Genomic DNA, 15350 nt, shown 5'->3' on the forward strand with positions numbered 1-15350 from the left:
TAATTTCATTTATTACGAACAATAATAATTAATTTATAAAAAATATTTAGATTATGCTAATTTTTTGTATTTTTAAAAATCAAAAGTTAAAGAATTCCCTAATCTTTTCTAGTGTTAATTCTTGATAAAATGGGGTTTTTTTCTTATAATAAATTGTAAGATATAATTGTGGGTGAGAGTCCCGCCACGTATATGAGAAAGGACGAGCCTTTTGGCTCAGACGAAATTTTATTATGACTTCAGTAGTTGTTGTAGGTACCCAATGGGGTGATGAAGGTAAAGGGAAAATTACAGATTTTCTTTCAGCTAATGCGGAAGTGATTGCTCGTTACCAAGGTGGTGACAATGCAGGTCACACAATTGTTATTGATGGAAAGAAATTTAAATTGCACTTGATCCCTTCAGGTATTTTCTTCCCAGAAAAAATTTCTGTAATTGGCAATGGGATGGTTGTAAACCCTAAATCTCTTGTGAAAGAATTGTCTTATCTGCATGAAGAAGGTGTTACAACAGATAATCTTCGAATTTCTGATCGTGCGCATGTTATCTTGCCTTATCACATTGAATTAGACCGTCTTCAAGAAGAAGCTAAGGGTGATAACAAGATTGGGACTACAATTAAAGGAATTGGTCCAGCCTATATGGACAAGGCAGCTCGTGTTGGAATCCGTATCGCAGATCTTTTGGATAAAGAGATTTTCCGTGAACGTTTAGAACGCAATCTTGCTGAGAAAAATCGTCAATTTGTAAAATTGTATGATAGCGAACCTATTTCATTTGATGATATTTTTGAAGAATATTATGAATATGGTCAACAAATCAAGCAATATGTAACAGATACTTCTGTTATCTTGAATGATGCACTTGATAATGGCAAACGTGTTCTCTTTGAAGGAGCTCAAGGCGTCATGTTAGATATTGACCAAGGTACTTATCCATTTGTTACTTCATCAAACCCTGTGGCTGGTGGTGTGACAATTGGTTCTGGAGTAGGTCCAAGCAAGATTGACAAGGTTGTAGGTGTTTGTAAGGCCTATACAAGTCGTGTAGGAGATGGTCCTTTCCCAACTGAGTTGTTTGATGAAGTGGGAGAACGCATTCGTGAAGTAGGTCATGAGTATGGAACAACTACTGGTCGTCCACGTCGTGTGGGCTGGTTTGACTCAGTTGTTATGCGTCATAGCCGTCGTGTTTCTGGTATCACAAATCTCTCTTTGAACTCTATCGATGTTTTGAGTGGCTTGGATACAGTAAAAATCTGTGTAGCTTATGATCTTGATGGTCAACGTATTGATTACTACCCAGCTAGTCTCGAACAATTGAAACGTTGCAAGCCAATCTATGAAGAATTGCCAGGTTGGCATGAAGATATTACTGGAGTACGTACTTTGGAAGATCTTCCTGAGAATGCACGTAACTATGTACGTCGTGTTAGCGAATTGGTGGGTGTGCGTATTTCAACATTCTCAGTAGGTCCTGGTCGTGAACAAACAAATATTTTAGAAAGTGTTTGGTCATAGGAGATTTTTTAAGATTTGTTTAAGACAGGTCGGATATACTATAGACAGTTACAAGAAGACCTCCTAACTTGTTGTAACAAATTTCCTAAACTTTTCTTTTTCATAATAATCTCCCTATAAAGTCACCGCATTCGGTGGCTTTTTTTGTCAGCTTTTAAGTCATATTTAGGTGGCTTCTTTACTTTTAAGACAAAGAAAAAAACAGTGAGACAGAAATCTTTAGACCAACTCTCGATTTGGTACACCCAGATCTGTGAGGTTTCAACATTTGGGTAAATTTGTTAAAGTTGTGAATTGAGAAAAGAAGTTTTGGTAAAAAAACTTTTTGAATTCTCAAATACCAACAAATCGTTCAATTTGCCATCACATCAAAGGCGCATAACTAAGAAAAAATGAGGTTGGGATTTCTGATCCCAGCCTCTTCAGTGAACTATTTTCTTGAGAATTTGTAAGTTAGACAAACTTGAATTTTTTCTGAATCAGCTTACTTGATTATCTGATTTATCACTTTGAAATTGCTTCATTTCGTGCATAAAAGCATCTGCTTTTAGTTTGCCTGTGATGATACTGACTCTGACTAGCTTATTTAGTTTTTTTTCATGTCCTTCTAAAAAAATAGGATTTCTAATTTTTATGCTTAACTTTACGCAATTAAAAGGACGCTTTATAATGGTTATTTGTTCGATATCTTGAAGTCCAAATTGATAATGTAATAGGCTGTGGCCTCTACTGCTATAGGTATAATACTGAACAATATTGTTTTTATAAATTTCTAATTTTACTCCATTTATGAAGAGATAATACCCCATAAACCATATAAGGAGGGGAGCATAAATCAGCGCTACTGCCATAACAATTTTGTCTGCAAAATCAGTATTGTAAGTCATCAGACGCTTTAGAATCCAGAGAATCATAACAGATATAGATATCATGGATGGTCCCCCTACTCTATTAAATGTATCTTTATATGGAAACATCAAGGTAAGTTTTGGTTCATCCTGTAAAAATTCTAATTGCATTAGTTACCCTTTCATCTTGTTTATTATTTAAATCTCAGGATAATCATCTCTTGGAGACTTATAGTTAAAAATCTTCCGACAGATCTGGACATTCTGTATCAGTTGTCTCCATTACTCTCAGTTCATGATTTCTAGTGTTTCTCTAAATTTTGCTACCATTATACTCTTTTTATAACATTATTTCTACAAACCAGAGATTGAATACTATCTAAAGTTGGTTTCTGCAAATATTATAGAGCTCTTTTTTTGTCTAGGAAAACATGCTATAATGATAGAATTGATAGCTAGGAAGAGAGAAGAGATGAATTACACGCTTGAAGAAAAAGAAGCTTTTATGAGAGAGGCCTTAAAAGAGGCAGAGATTGCTTTAGAGCATGATGAAATCCCGATTGGTTGTGTAATTGTCAAGGATGGAAAAGTCATTGGGAGAGGACACAATGCGCGAGAGGAGTTGCAACGGGCAGTCATGCATGCGGAAATTATGGCTATAGAGGATGCTAATTTGAGCGAAGAGAGTTGGCGTTTGCTCGATTGTACGCTTTTTGTGACCATTGAGCCTTGTGTTATGTGTAGTGGGGCAATTGGTCTCGCACGGATTCCAAACGTGGTCTACGGGGCTAAAAACCAGAAATTTGGCGCTGCTGGAAGTTTGTATGATATTTTGACGGATGAGCGGCTCAATCACCGTGTGGTTGTTGAAACAGGCATTTTAGAGAGTGATTGTGCAGGGATTATGCAGGACTTTTTCCGAAATCGACGTAAAAAATAATTTCTCTTTAAAAACAGAAGGGAATGTGGTATAATAACTAGTGGAGCAACAGTTCTGCGTGAAGCGGGTCAGGGGAGGAATCCAGCAGCCCTAAGCGAGTGTGAATTGTGTGCTCTTTTTTCGTGCTTTTTTCGAATAAATAAGATAAAATAGCCTAGAATAAAAGATTAAAAAGAGGAATAATATGAAAATTCGTGGTTTTGAATTAGTTTCTAGCTTTACAGATGAAAATTTGCTACCAAAGCGTGAGACAGCGCATGCAGCTGGGTACGACTTAAAGGTTGCGGTGCGTACGGTTCTCGCTCCAGGAGAGATTGTTCTCGTCCCAACGGGTGTTAAGGCTTATATGCAGCCGACTGAAGTGCTCTATCTCTATGACCGTTCATCAAATCCTCGTAAGAAGGGCTTGGTCTTGATCAACTCTGTTGGCGTTATTGATGGGGATTATTATGGAAATCCGGGAAATGAAGGCCATATCTTTGCTCAGATGAAAAATATTACCGATCAGGAAGTTGTTCTTGAAGTTGGAGAACGTGTAGTTCAGGCTGTCTTTGCTCCATTTTTAATTGCAGATGGAGATGAGGCAGACGGAGTTCGTACTGGTGGATTTGGATCGACTGGGCACTAAGATGAAGATTATTTTTGTACGTCACGGGGAGCCAGATTATCGTGTGTTAGAGGAGCATGCTTATTCCGGATTTGGAATGGATCTAGCTCCCTTATCTGAGAAGGGAAGGAAACAGGCTCAGGACCTTTGCCAAAATCCCTTGTTCCAATCAGCTGATCTGCTAGTAGCTTCTTCAGTGACACGAGCTTTAGAAACGGCTTCTTATCTTGCTAGTGCTATTGGATTTCCTTTGAGAGTGGAGCCATTATTGCATGAATGGCAAGTCTATGAAAGTGGCGTAGAGAATTTTGAAAAAGCTCGTACTCTATTTCTAGAAAATAATGGCTCCTTACCTCCTAATAGTCCTATTCAATATGAGACAGCTGAGGAAATGAGGTCTCGGTTTCTAAAATCTATGCGCAAGTATCGAGACTATCAGACAGTCGTTGTTGTCACTCATCGAATGCTCATGCGCCAGTTTGTGCCAAATGAGAAGATTGATTTTTGCCAAGTGATTGAGTGTGAGATAGAGATATAGAAAGAAGCACAATGAAATGAGTTATAAGGATTTTCAGGCTTTTAGCGCCGAGAATTGTCGAGGGTATAAGAAGATTTTTGAGATTAGTATTGGAGGGTTTCTTTACCTAGCATTTCTCCCTGATGCCTATCATAAAATTCTGTGTATTTCTTCAGACTACATGTCAATCATTGATAGCGAAAATGGGCAAGTAACACCGATAGACGGAGATTACGATGAGGTAGAGTTAGTAGCCATGTGTGAGGGATATGATTCACCTATCCCTATCGCTGGTCAATACGGTGGATATCTCCCTCTGGATAATGGCAAAGACATCAGAGTGACAATGGATAAAGACCAATCTGAAGATTATCCGATTTTAACCATTTATTGGGAAAAAGATAAGGAAGATAGAAGTCAAATCTATAAAGGTTATTTACCCTATATTTTTGGATTTAGCCCTGATGGTCAGTATTATGTCCATGCGGATGATGGCGGGCTTACTGTTTTGAAAAGAAATAGTCATTAATATAAAAATTAATAAGAGATTTTAAAATGAGAGGATTAGAATTATAGCAAAGAAAAAAGCGACATTTGTGTGTCAAAATTGTGAATATAATTCACCTAAGTATTTAGGACGTTGTCCAAACTGTGGAGCCTGGTCTTCTTTTGTAGAAGAAGTTGAGGTCGCAGAAGTCAAAAATGCGCGTGTCTCCTTGACAGGTGAGAAAACCAAGCCTATGAAATTGGCTGAAGTAACTTCTATTAATGTCAATCGAACTAAGACTGAGATGGAGGAGTTTAACCGAGTGCTTGGTGGAGGTGTGGTGCCAGGAAGTCTTGTCCTCATTGGTGGGGATCCAGGGATTGGGAAATCAACCCTTCTCTTACAAGTATCAACCCAGTTGTCTCAAGTAGGAACAGTTCTCTATGTCAGTGGGGAGGAGTCTGCTCAACAGATCAAACTTCGTGCAGAGCGCTTGGGGGATATTGATAGTGAGTTTTATCTCTATGCCGAGACCAATATGCAGAGCGTTCGTGCAGAAGTCGAACGTATCCAGCCGGATTTCCTTATCATCGATTCGATTCAGACCATTATGTCTCCTGAAATTTCAGGGGTACAAGGCTCGGTTTCCCAAGTACGTGAGGTGACAGCTGAACTCATGCAGCTGGCCAAGACTAATAACATTGCCATCTTTATCGTCGGTCATGTAACCAAGGAAGGAACCTTGGCTGGTCCTCGTATGCTGGAGCATATGGTAGATACCGTGCTTTACTTTGAAGGGGAACGCCACCATACCTTCCGTATCTTAAGAGCAGTCAAAAATCGTTTTGGCTCGACTAATGAGATTGGAATCTTTGAGATGCAGTCAGGTGGGCTAGTAGAGGTACTCAATCCAAGCGAGGTCTTTCTAGAAGAACGTTTGGATGGGGCAACTGGTTCGTCAATCGTTGTGACTATGGAAGGGACACGTCCGATTTTGGCGGAGGTGCAGGCCTTGGTGACACCGACTATGTTTGGGAATGCCAAGCGAACTACAACTGGTCTTGATTTCAATCGTGTTAGCTTGATTATGGCTGTTTTGGAGAAACGGGCAGGTTTGCTCCTCCAAAATCAGGATGCCTACCTCAAATCTGCAGGTGGCGTCAAATTGGATGAGCCTGCCATTGACCTTGCGGTAGCAGTTGCTATTGCATCAAGTTACAAGGATAAACCAACCAACCCTCAGGAATGTTTTGTGGGAGAGTTGGGCTTGACTGGAGAGATTCGGCGTGTGAATCGTATCGAACAACGAATCAACGAAGCTGCTAAGCTTGGATTTACAAAAATCTATGTACCAAAGAATTCTTTAACTGGAATCAAGCCACCTAAGGAAATTCAGGTGATTGGGGTGACGACTATTCAGGAAGTCTTGAAAAAGGTGTTCTCTTAATAGTTATGGTCAGTTTTAGATGACTAATTATTTTATTGCTAACAATTATTAAAACAAGGAGGAATTTCTGATGAAATTTTCTATGGACAGTCAAATGCAATTTCCTTTGGTAGAGTTGTCGCTCAACCAAGGAGAAACAGTCTTTATCCAGCGTGGAAGCATGGTCTACCATACACCCAATGTAAGTCTCAATACCCAGCTCAATGCTAGCGGATCTGGTTTGGGACGTTTTGTCAAAGCTGTAGGGCGTTCAATGGTTTCTGGTGAAAGTACCTTTATCACTCAAGCTGTTGCTGAGTCTGACAACGGGAATCTTGCTTTAGCACCAGATACTCCTGGTCAAGTGATTGCTCTTGAGATAGGTGAAAAGCAATATCGATTGAATGATGGAGCCTTTCTAGCTCTTGATGGTACAGCTTTCTATACAATGGAGCGCCAGTCTATTGGGAAAGCTCTGTTCGGAGGGCAAGGCGGTCTCTTTGTGATGACTACTCAAGGTCAAGGAACTCTTTTGGCCAATGCTTTTGGTTCGATTAAAAAAATTGAACTACAAAACCAAGAAGTAACGATTGATAATGCTCATGTGGTGGCTTGGAGCCAGTCTTTGGACTATGATATTCACCTAGAAAATGGTTTCTGGCAGTCTATTGGTACAGGCGAAGGAGTGGTGAATACCTTCCGAGGTAGCGGTGAGGTCTATGTACAAAGTCTCAATCTTCAAAGCTTTGCAGGCTCACTTAACAAGTATATCCAAAAAGGTTCATAATAATAAAAAAACTAGGACAGAAACCCAAGCTAGACGCTGGATGTCTCTGTCCCAGTTTTTTTATATGAAAGTTAACAGCTGACAAGACAAAGAAAAGATGGTAAGATAGGAGATAAATAATTTGGTGTTCAAATTATCTGGCAGACTAGAAAGTGAGTTGTCATGTCCTATTTTGAAAATTTTTTAAAAGCCAATCAAGCTTATGTAGAACTACATGGAGATTTGCATTTATCCATTAAACCTAAGACCAAGGTTGCAATCGTAACTTGTATGGATTCGCGTCTACACGTTGCGCCAGCTCTGGGGTTAGCTCTGGGAGATGCCCATATTTTACGGAATGCGGGTGGTCGAGTGACTGAGGATATGATTCGTTCACTTGTAATTTCTCAACAACAAATGGGGACAAGAGAAATTGTGGTTCTTCATCATACAGACTGCGGGGCTCAAACCTTCAATAACGAGGATTTTCAAGAGCACCTAAAATGTGAATTGGGAGTTGATGTATCTGGGCAGGACTTTTTACCGTTTCAAGACATCGATGAGAGTGTTCGAGAGGATATGAAATTGCTGCGAGAATGCCCCTTAATTCCAGATGATGTTATTATTTCAGGAGCTGTTTACGATGTGGATACAGGTAGTATGAGGGAGATATACTAACTTTCTAATTAAAAGTTTCTGGAGTAGCATGAAGTAGGATGAGAAGGTTGACAAGTTTCTCCTTTGATATCACTAATATAAGATAGCATAAGATAAGAGTATAAAAGTCTGCTCTTGTCTTATTTTTTATTGAAAAATCGAGAAAAAAGCGCTACAATGGTAGATGGAAAAATGTTGTGAAAAACACAAGTGATACATAAATACCGGAGGAAATCATGTCTTTTTCTGATTTAAAGCTGTTTGCCCTTTCTTCAAATAGAGAATTGGCAGAGCGTGTGGCGCAAGAGATTGGGATAGAGTTGGGAAAATCGACTGTTCGTCAATTTTCAGATGGAGAAATTCAAGTTAACATCGAAGAATCTATCCGTGGGAAACATGTCTTTATCTTACAATCAACTAGCTCACCTGTAAATGACAATCTACTAGAGATTTTGATTATGGTTGATGCTTTGAAACGTGCCAGTGCAGAATCCGTCAACGTTGTAATGCCTTACTATGGTTATGCGCGTCAGGATAGAAAGGCTAGAGCGCGTGAACCAATCACTGCAAAACTCGTGGCAAATATGCTTGAAGTAGCTGGAGTAGATCGTTTGTTGACAATTGATTTGCACGCTGCACAGATTCAAGGATTCTTTGATATTCCTGTTGATCACTTGATGGGTGCTCCTTTGATTGCGGATTACTTTGAGCGTCGTGGTATGGTTGGTTCTGACTATGTTGTTGTCAGTCCAGACCATGGTGGTGTCACTCGTGCTCGTAAATTAGCAGAATTCTTGAAAACTCCGATTGCGATTATTGATAAACGTCGTAGCGTAGACAAGATGAATACTAGTGAAGTGATGAACATCATTGGTAAGGTTGAAGGTAAAACTTGTATCTTGATTGACGATATGATTGATACAGCCGGAACCATTTGTCACGCGGCAGATGCACTTGCTGAAGCTGGAGCTGTTGAAGTTTACGCAAGCTGTACACACCCAGTTCTTTCAGGGCCAGCTATGGAGAACATCCAAAAATCAGCTATTAAAAAATTGGTTGTTTTGGATACTATCTACCTACCAGAGGAACGTTTGATTGATAAGATTGAGCAAATCTCTATCGCTCATCTTTTAGGCGATGCAATCATCCGTATCCACGAAAAACGTCCTCTTTCTCCATTGTTTAGTATTGAGAAGACTATTTAAATTTACAGTTGAGGAAATAAAAAAACGCTTATAAATTCAGAACCCTATCGCTCACAGAATTCTGTATTGTTCGGAGTTTAAATGTTTTTGTATCAATTGTTTCAAGAATATTATTTGATTTTTTAAATTAGAATGAATTTTACTTATTTTTTACCAGAAAAAAATAAATTTATTTTTAAAAAAGCTTGACAACTTAAATATATGTGATATAATCTGATTAGTGAGGTAATCCCTCATGAAATAAATTTTAAAAAAAAGAGGAGATAAAACAATGAAAAAAGTTTTATTATCATCAGTAGCAGCACTTGCTGTATTCGCATCAGCAGCGCCAGTATTTGCCGAAGACGGAGCATATGGACTTGGAGCAACTCGTTGGTCAAACGAATCAGGTGTTTGGGTTGACAACAACGATGTAGCAGCAACTCCTGACCAAATTAAAGAGTACAACGACAAAGACCTTGGTACTAAGTCTGAACAATGGACTCGCGACGCTAACAAACTTAAAAAAGGTGAACACCTTAAAGTTGACAAAGGTGACGCTGCTAAAGCTGCAGACCAAAAAGCTGCAGACCAAAAAGCTGCAGGTCAAAAAGCTCCAGCAGCTGCAGGTCAAAAAGCTCTTCCTAAAACAAGTGCAGTTAAATAATTCATTTGTTTAATGAAGTAACCAATCACTGAAACTTGGTTTCAGTGATTTTTTTGGTAAATAATGAGGGAGAAAATAATGAGTGAACATTCTAGGATAAAAAAATCACCCATTGGTAAAATAATAGCTTCCATTCTTACATTCGTTGTCATTGTTTTTGGTGGTTTCTTTGTTTATAATAGCTTCCTAGCTCCAAAACCAGATAAACAAAATAATGTTACTGATGTAAAAGTTACTCAGGAAGCTCCTAAGCAGACCTATACTGTTAGTGCAGAAGAAAAGGAATATCTCGCTAATAAATTTAAAGGCTTGCTCGCAACAAACTCTGAAACGGTTGGTTATGTATATATTCCTGGCACACAGTTAGATGAACCGGTCGTTCAAACAACGGATAACGCAACTTATCTAGATAAAACGTTTGAAGGTGTGCATCAACCTCTAATGGGAGCAGTCTTTATGGATGCTGATAACAAGAAGGATTTTAGTGATCGTTTAACATGGTTATTTGGTCACGCTAGAGGAAGTAAAGTACCTGACCATCGTATGTTTAAAGACGTAAATTACTTCAGTAGTCAAGATTATTTCGATAAACATCCTTATGTAGTCATTGAAACGCCGGAAAGAAAGTACTATTATGAAGCCATTGCAGTGGTTATAGTTCCAGAAACAACAGCGTTTTATCGTACTTCTTTTGAAGATGACGCGGATTTTGAAAAGCAATTGACAGCTATTTATGACGAGGCAAAAGTTAAGAAACCAAATGTTAAGGTGTCTCCAAAAGATAAATATATGGTTCTGTCAACTTGTCTTGAAGAAGATGATACGATTCGTACAAATATTTACCTTCGACAAATTCCTGATTCAGAGATGACTGACTTTGTCAAACAACATGGTGAAGAACTTCAGTATAAACCAACAAGATAATAAAATTAAAAAAACTATATGAATCCTCTTAAAATTAAATGAAATAGTTTAATTTTGGGAGGATTTTTTGATTTTGATTTTTATAGTAAATTTCTGCAAGCCTTTTCAAAATGTGCTATACTGATGAAAAGGAGGGTTTCTATGACTCAAGAATTTATCAATCCAAGTGATGGAGTGGTCCGTCAGTATCTAGCAACCAGTAAAACTCTAGCTGTAGTAGGCTTATCCGATCGTGAGGAAACCACTAGCAATCGAGTGACTAAAGAAATGCAGGATCGTGGCTATAAAATTATTCCAGTTAACCCTAAAGCTGCAGGTAGCGAGATTTTGGGAGAAAAGGCTTATGCCAGTCTAGCTGAAATTCCTTTCCCTGTAGATATCGTCAATGTATATCGTCGCAGTGAATTTTTACCTGATGTAGCACGAGACTTTCTCAAGGCGGATGCTAAGATTTTCTGGGCACAACTAGGACTTGAAAGTTTGGAAGCAGAAGAAATCTTGCGTGCTGGGGGATGCGATGACATCGTGATGAACCGTTGTATTAAGAGAGAACATACACGTTTAATTCTTGAACAATAAAAAGGTAGCTGATGGGCTACCTTTTATGTTGTACTCAATGAAAATCAAAGAGCAAACTAGGAAACTAGCCGCAGGCTGTACTTGAGTACGGCAAGACGACGTTGACGTGGTTTGAAGAGATTTTCGAAGAGTATTAGAAAATGCCGATGAGTGTTTGCATACCAAGACTAGTCAGGATGATGGCAATCCAGCAAAGGGCTCCAAGAAGAATGGATTTTCCACTGGATTTGATCATAGCAATGAGGTTGGTTTTGAGACCAATAGCACTCATAGCCATGATGATGAGGAATTTGGAGAGTTGTTTGAGAGGTGAAAAGAAGCTATTGCTGACACCGAAAGATGTGAGAAGAGTAGTTAGCAGAGAAGCTAGGATGAAGTAGAGAATGAAAACGGGGAAGATTTTTTTAAGCTTTACTCCTTGGTTGTTTCCTTGTTGACGGCTCTGCCAGTAGGAGAGGAAGAGAGTAATAGGGATAATAGCCAGGGTGCGTGTCAGTTTGACAATAGTAGCAGATTCGAGAGTATTGCTTTGGTAAAGACTATCCCAGGCGCTAGCTGTGGCTGTTACAGAGGATGTATCGTTGACTGCAGTACCCGCAAAGAGAGCAAAACCTTCGTTGGAAAGATGGAGCCAAGAACCTAGAGTTGGAAAGATAAGAGCTGCCAAGACATTGAAGAAAAAGATAACAGAAATGGCTTGGGCTACTTCTTTTTCCTTGGCGTGAATAACAGGAGCAGTCGCTGCAATGGCAGAACCGCCACAGATAGAAGAGCCTACCCCAACCAAAGTAGCTAGCTTTGTATCAAGGTTAAAAAAGCGTTGGAAAAAGAAAGCTATAATCAAAGCAATTGAAATAGTTGAGAGGATGACAGGAAGGGAAGATTTTCCAACTGCGAAAACTTGTGAGATATTGAGTCCAAACCCAAGCAAGATAACAGCATACTGAAGCAATTTTTTGGAGCTATAAGTCAAACCAGCATCCAGTTGTTTATAGGGAGTGAGAAAGGGGTAGAGAATCATTCCGATAAAAATGGCGAAAACAGGTGCTCCCACAACAGGCAGAAAGCCTCCTAAAACCCAAGAAATGATAGATATAATAAGACAGGCTAACAGTCCTGCCCAATTTTTTGATAGAAATGACATAAAAACCTCCGAAAATAAATACTCCTTATTATAATCTTATCTGTCAGAAAAGTAAAATAGAAAGTAGGAATAAGGTTGTAAATTAACGGAATTTTGCGGTCAGAGAGCTTTTGTAGTATAATAGATATATGTTCTTTGATCAAGGAGGATATATATGGATTTAACCAAACGCTTTAATAAACAATTAGATAAGATACAAGTTTCCTTGATTCGTCAATTTGACCAGGCTATTTCAGAGATTCCTGGTGTCTTGCGATTGACCTTGGGAGAACCAGATTTTACAACGCCAGATCATGTCAAGGAAGCTGCAAAGCGAGCCATTGACCAAGATCAATCCTACTATACAGGGATGAGCGGTTTGTTGACATTGCGTCAGGCGGCGAGTGATTTTGTAAAAGAGAAATATCAGCTAGATTATAATCCAGAGAATGAAATTTTGGTCACAATTGGTGCGACAGAGGCTCTATCAGCTACTCTGACAGCTATTTTGGAGGAAGGAGACAAGGTTCTCTTGCCAGCTCCTGCTTATCCTGGCTATGAGCCAATAGTTAATCTAGTTGGTGCAGAGATTGTCGAGATTGATACGACTGAGAATGGTTTTGTCTTAACTCCAGAAATGCTAGAAAAAGCGATTTTAGAGCAAGGTGACAAGCTCAAGGCAGTTATTCTCAACTATCCAGCTAACCCTACAGGAATTACTTATAGTCGCGAGCAATTAGAAGCCTTGGCAGCTGTTTTACGTAAGTATGAGATTTTCGTAGTCTGTGATGAAGTCTACTCAGAATTGACCTATACAGGGGGAAATCATGTATCTTTGGGGACTATGTTGAGAGATCAGGCAATTATCATTAACGGTCTTTCTAAATCCCATGCCATGACAGGTTGGCGTTTAGGTTTTATCTTTGCACCAGCAAACTTCACAGCTCAACTCATCAAGAGTCATCAGTATTTGGTAACTGCTGCAAACACCATGGCGCAACATGCTGCGGTGGAAGCATTGACAGCTGGTAAGAACGATGCAGAATCCATGAAGAAGGAATATATCCAACGTCGGGACTACATTATTGAGAAGATGACTAAGCTTGGGTTTGAAATCATCAAGCCGGACGGTGCTTTTTATATCTTTGCTAAGATTCCGGCAGGCTATAATCAAGATTCTTTTGCTTTTCTGAAGGATTTTGCCCAGAAGAAGGCTGTTGCTTTTATTCCTGGTGCTGCCTTTGGTCAGTATGGAGAGGGCTATGTTCGCCTATCTTATGCAGCTAGCATGGAAACCATCAGAGAAGCTATGAAACGACTTGAGGAGTACATGAGAGAAGCATGATTCAATCGATTACGAGTCAGGGTTTAGTACTTTACAACCGAAACTTTCGAGAGGATGATAAGCTTGTTAAAATCTTTACAGAACAGGCAGGCAAGCGCATGTTTTTTGTGAAGCATGCTGGTCAATCCAAACTAGCTCCGGTTATTCAGCCTTTAGTCTTGGCCCATTTTCTCCTAAAAGTCAATGACGATGGACTTAGTTATATAGAAGATTATCATGAGGTGAAGACTTTTCCGAAAATCAATAGTGACCTCTTTGTTATGGCTTATGCGACCTACGTTGCGGCCTTGGCAGATGCGAGTTTGCAGGATAATCAAGAAGATGCTCCCCTATTTGCTTTTTTGCAAAAGACTTTAGAGCTGATGGAAGAGGGTCTGGATTATCAAGTTTTGACCAATATTTTTGAAATTCAAATATTGACACGTTTCGGAATTAGCCTTAATTTTAACGAGTGCACTTTTTGTCATCGTGTGGGGCAAGCCTTTGACTTCTCCTTCAAATACGGGGGTTGTCTTTGTCCCGATCATTACCATGAAGATGAGAAACGATGTCATTTAAATCCCAATATTCCTTATCTGCTCAATCAATTTCAAGCCATTGATTTTGAGACCTTGGAGACTATCTCACTTAAGGCCGAAATCAAGCAGGACTTGCGCAAGTTTATGGACCAAATCTATGAGGAATATGTCGGCATTCATCTGAAATCAAAGAAATTTATTGATTCCCTAGCCGACTGGGGACAACTACTGAAAGAGGAAGACAAATGAAAAAAATCGCAGTTGATGCAATGGGTGGCGATTACGCACCACAAGCTATTGTAGAGGGAGTTAATCAAGCCCTTGCTGACTTTTCAGATATTGAAGTCCAACTTTATGGAGATGAAAGCAAAATCAAGCAATATCTAACAGCTACAGAGCGAGTTAGTATTATCCATACTGATGAAAAAATCGACTCAGAGGATGAGCCTACAAAAGCCATTCGCAAGAAGAAAAATTCCAGCATGGTATTGGCAGCTAAGGCTGTCAAAGATGGAGAGGCAGATGCAGTTCTTTCTGCAGGAAATACAGGTGCCTTGTTGGCAGCGGGATTCTTCATCGTTGGTCGTATCAAAAATATTGATCGACCTGGATTGATGTCAACATTGCCAACTATAGATGGAAAAGGCTTTGATATGCTTGACCTTGGTGCTAATGCAGAAAATACCGCCCATCACCTTCATCAATACGCTATCTTAGGTTCCTTCTATGCTAGAAATGTTCGTGGTATTGAAAAACCTCGTGTAGGTTTGCTTAATAACGGGACAGAGAGTAGCAAGGGAGATTCACTCCGCAAGGAAGCCTATGACCTATTAGCTGCTGACGAGAGTCTGAATTTCGTCGGAAATGTGGAAGCGCGTGATTTGATGGATGGTGTTGCTGATGTAGTCGTAACAGATGGTTTCACGGGAAACGCTGTGCTCAAAGCTATTGAAGGGACTGCTATGGGTATCATGGGCTTGCTCAAAAATGCTATTGTAGGTGGCGGTCTTAGAGCCAAGCTAGGTGCTTTCCTTCTTAAGGATAACCTCAGAGGTTTGAAAAAACAGCTCAACTATTCAGATGTTGGAGGTGCGGTCTTGTTTGGTGTTAAGGCGCCAGTAGTTAAGACTCATGGTTCAAGTGATGCCAAAGCTGTCTATAGCACAATACGCCAGATTCGTACCATGCTCGAGACAGATGTAGTTGCCCAAACTGCGCGTGAATTTTCAGAGGAATAAGGAG

At 39.5% G+C, this 15350-nt stretch carries 17 protein-coding genes and 1 other RNA gene; 16 read left to right on the plus strand and 2 right to left on the minus strand.

From position 1 onward, the window contains the following. Window positions 1–233: 233 nt before the first annotated feature. A complete protein-coding gene (locus HW271_RS00095) occupies window positions 234–1520 on the plus strand; it encodes an adenylosuccinate synthase (RefSeq protein WP_178894388.1) in 1287 nt (428 codons plus the stop codon). A gap of 479 nt (window positions 1521–1999) precedes the next feature. Here HW271_RS00095 and HW271_RS00100 read toward each other — a convergent pair whose 3' ends face one another. Then, entirely contained in the window at window positions 2000–2539 is a 540-nt protein-coding gene (locus tag HW271_RS00100) for a hypothetical protein (RefSeq protein WP_178894389.1), read from the minus strand. A gap of 301 nt (window positions 2540–2840) precedes the next feature. Here HW271_RS00100 and tadA point away from each other — a divergent pair, with 301 nt between their 5' ends. The 12 genes from tadA to HW271_RS00160 all read left to right on the plus strand — a co-directional run bounded on the left by tadA (window position 2841) and on the right by HW271_RS00160 (window position 11122). Next, window positions 2841–3308, plus strand: coding sequence for a tRNA adenosine(34) deaminase TadA (gene tadA, locus HW271_RS00105; protein WP_178894390.1), 468 nt, complete (start codon window positions 2841–2843; stop codon window positions 3306–3308). A gap of 32 nt (window positions 3309–3340) precedes the next feature. Next, window positions 3341–3439: signal recognition particle sRNA small type (gene ffs, locus HW271_RS00110), an RNA gene on the plus strand. Window positions 3440–3492: 53 nt separating this feature from the next. Next, the gene (locus HW271_RS00115; protein WP_006149117.1) at window positions 3493–3936 is read left to right on the plus strand and encodes a dUTP diphosphatase; all 444 of its coding nucleotides are present in this window, start codon (window positions 3493–3495) and stop codon (window positions 3934–3936) included. Then, window positions 3887–4453, plus strand: coding sequence for a histidine phosphatase family protein (locus tag HW271_RS00120; protein WP_178894391.1), 567 nt, complete (start codon window positions 3887–3889; stop codon window positions 4451–4453). The genes HW271_RS00115 and HW271_RS00120 overlap by 50 nt, the downstream gene beginning before the upstream one ends. A 16-nt stretch (window positions 4454–4469) precedes the next feature. Beyond that, window positions 4470–4961, plus strand: coding sequence for a hypothetical protein (locus tag HW271_RS00125; RefSeq protein ID WP_178894392.1), 492 nt, complete (start codon window positions 4470–4472; stop codon window positions 4959–4961). A gap of 67 nt (window positions 4962–5028) precedes the next feature. Further along, window positions 5029–6366: a DNA repair protein RadA gene (radA, locus tag HW271_RS00130; protein ID WP_254730712.1), complete on the plus strand. Its 1338-nt coding sequence runs from the start codon at window positions 5029–5031 to the stop codon at window positions 6364–6366. A 70-nt stretch (window positions 6367–6436) separates the two neighbouring features. Continuing rightward, window positions 6437–7132: a TIGR00266 family protein gene (locus HW271_RS00135; RefSeq protein WP_178894393.1), complete on the plus strand. Its 696-nt coding sequence runs from the start codon at window positions 6437–6439 to the stop codon at window positions 7130–7132. A gap of 162 nt (window positions 7133–7294) precedes the next feature. Then, window positions 7295–7789 (plus strand): carbonic anhydrase, encoded by a 495-nt coding sequence (locus HW271_RS00140; protein WP_004250355.1) that lies wholly within the window; start codon window positions 7295–7297, stop codon window positions 7787–7789. Window positions 7790–8004: 215 nt separating this feature from the next. Then, window positions 8005–8973, plus strand: coding sequence for a ribose-phosphate diphosphokinase (locus HW271_RS00145; RefSeq protein ID WP_178894394.1), 969 nt, complete (start codon window positions 8005–8007; stop codon window positions 8971–8973). A gap of 271 nt (window positions 8974–9244) precedes the next feature. Then, window positions 9245–9619 carry an LPKTxAVK-anchored surface protein gene (locus HW271_RS00150; RefSeq protein WP_178894395.1) on the plus strand — a complete coding sequence of 125 codons (375 nt, stop codon included), beginning with the start codon at window positions 9245–9247 and terminating at the stop codon, window positions 9617–9619. A gap of 78 nt (window positions 9620–9697) precedes the next feature. Beyond that, on the plus strand, window positions 9698–10543 hold the full coding sequence (gene srtB / locus HW271_RS00155; RefSeq protein ID WP_178894396.1) for a class B sortase, LPKTxAVK-specific: 846 nt from the start codon (window positions 9698–9700) through the stop codon (window positions 10541–10543). Between the two features lie 141 nt (window positions 10544–10684). After that, window positions 10685–11122: a CoA-binding protein gene (locus HW271_RS00160; RefSeq protein WP_178894397.1), complete on the plus strand. Its 438-nt coding sequence runs from the start codon at window positions 10685–10687 to the stop codon at window positions 11120–11122. A 133-nt stretch (window positions 11123–11255) separates the two neighbouring features. On the opposite strand, the gene HW271_RS00165 is transcribed toward HW271_RS00160, so the two are convergent. After that, window positions 11256–12266: a YeiH family protein gene (locus HW271_RS00165; protein WP_178894398.1), complete on the minus strand. Its 1011-nt coding sequence runs from the start codon at window positions 12264–12266 to the stop codon at window positions 11256–11258. A 154-nt stretch (window positions 12267–12420) separates the two neighbouring features. Between HW271_RS00165 and HW271_RS00170 the strand changes: the two genes are divergently transcribed. The 3 genes from HW271_RS00170 to plsX are packed head-to-tail and all read left to right on the plus strand — an operon-like array spanning window position 12421 to window position 15346. Next, window positions 12421–13590 (plus strand): pyridoxal phosphate-dependent aminotransferase, encoded by a 1170-nt coding sequence (locus HW271_RS00170; RefSeq protein ID WP_178894399.1) that lies wholly within the window; start codon window positions 12421–12423, stop codon window positions 13588–13590. Next, window positions 13587–14357, plus strand: a complete 771-nt coding sequence (gene recO, locus HW271_RS00175; protein WP_006150509.1) for a DNA repair protein RecO — start codon at window positions 13587–13589, stop codon at window positions 14355–14357. The genes HW271_RS00170 and recO overlap by 4 nt, the downstream gene beginning before the upstream one ends. Next, window positions 14354–15346: a phosphate acyltransferase PlsX gene (gene plsX, locus HW271_RS00180; protein ID WP_178894400.1), complete on the plus strand. Its 993-nt coding sequence runs from the start codon at window positions 14354–14356 to the stop codon at window positions 15344–15346. Before recO ends, plsX begins: the two co-directional genes overlap by 4 nt. Window positions 15347–15350 lie beyond the last annotated feature (4 nt).

Source organism: Streptococcus sp. oral taxon 061 (assembly GCF_013394695.1).
Taxonomy (GTDB): domain Bacteria; phylum Bacillota; class Bacilli; order Lactobacillales; family Streptococcaceae; genus Streptococcus.

Bases quoted from the DNA above. Each gene is read 5' to 3' on its own strand.
- HW271_RS00095 (WP_178894388.1), top strand. From the start codon at position 234: ATGACTTCAGTAGTTGTTGTAGGTACCCAATGGGGTGATGAAGGTAAA.
- HW271_RS00100 (WP_178894389.1), bottom strand. From the start codon at position 2,539: ATGCAATTAGAATTTTTACAGGATGAACCAAAACTTACCTTGATGTTT.
- tadA (WP_178894390.1), top strand. From the start codon at position 2,841: ATGAATTACACGCTTGAAGAAAAAGAAGCTTTTATGAGAGAGGCCTTA.
- HW271_RS00115 (WP_006149117.1), top strand. From the start codon at position 3,493: ATGAAAATTCGTGGTTTTGAATTAGTTTCTAGCTTTACAGATGAAAAT.
- HW271_RS00120 (WP_178894391.1), top strand. From the start codon at position 3,887: ATGAGGCAGACGGAGTTCGTACTGGTGGATTTGGATCGACTGGGCACT.
- HW271_RS00125 (WP_178894392.1), top strand. From the start codon at position 4,470: ATGAGTTATAAGGATTTTCAGGCTTTTAGCGCCGAGAATTGTCGAGGG.
- HW271_RS00135 (WP_178894393.1), top strand. From the start codon at position 6,437: ATGAAATTTTCTATGGACAGTCAAATGCAATTTCCTTTGGTAGAGTTG.
- HW271_RS00140 (WP_004250355.1), top strand. From the start codon at position 7,295: ATGTCCTATTTTGAAAATTTTTTAAAAGCCAATCAAGCTTATGTAGAA.
- HW271_RS00145 (WP_178894394.1), top strand. From the start codon at position 8,005: ATGTCTTTTTCTGATTTAAAGCTGTTTGCCCTTTCTTCAAATAGAGAA.
- HW271_RS00150 (WP_178894395.1), top strand. From the start codon at position 9,245: ATGAAAAAAGTTTTATTATCATCAGTAGCAGCACTTGCTGTATTCGCA.
- srtB (WP_178894396.1), top strand. From the start codon at position 9,698: ATGAGTGAACATTCTAGGATAAAAAAATCACCCATTGGTAAAATAATA.
- HW271_RS00160 (WP_178894397.1), top strand. From the start codon at position 10,685: ATGACTCAAGAATTTATCAATCCAAGTGATGGAGTGGTCCGTCAGTAT.
- HW271_RS00165 (WP_178894398.1), bottom strand. From the start codon at position 12,266: ATGTCATTTCTATCAAAAAATTGGGCAGGACTGTTAGCCTGTCTTATT.
- HW271_RS00170 (WP_178894399.1), top strand. From the start codon at position 12,421: ATGGATTTAACCAAACGCTTTAATAAACAATTAGATAAGATACAAGTT.
- recO (WP_006150509.1), top strand. From the start codon at position 13,587: ATGATTCAATCGATTACGAGTCAGGGTTTAGTACTTTACAACCGAAAC.
- plsX (WP_178894400.1), top strand. From the start codon at position 14,354: ATGAAAAAAATCGCAGTTGATGCAATGGGTGGCGATTACGCACCACAA.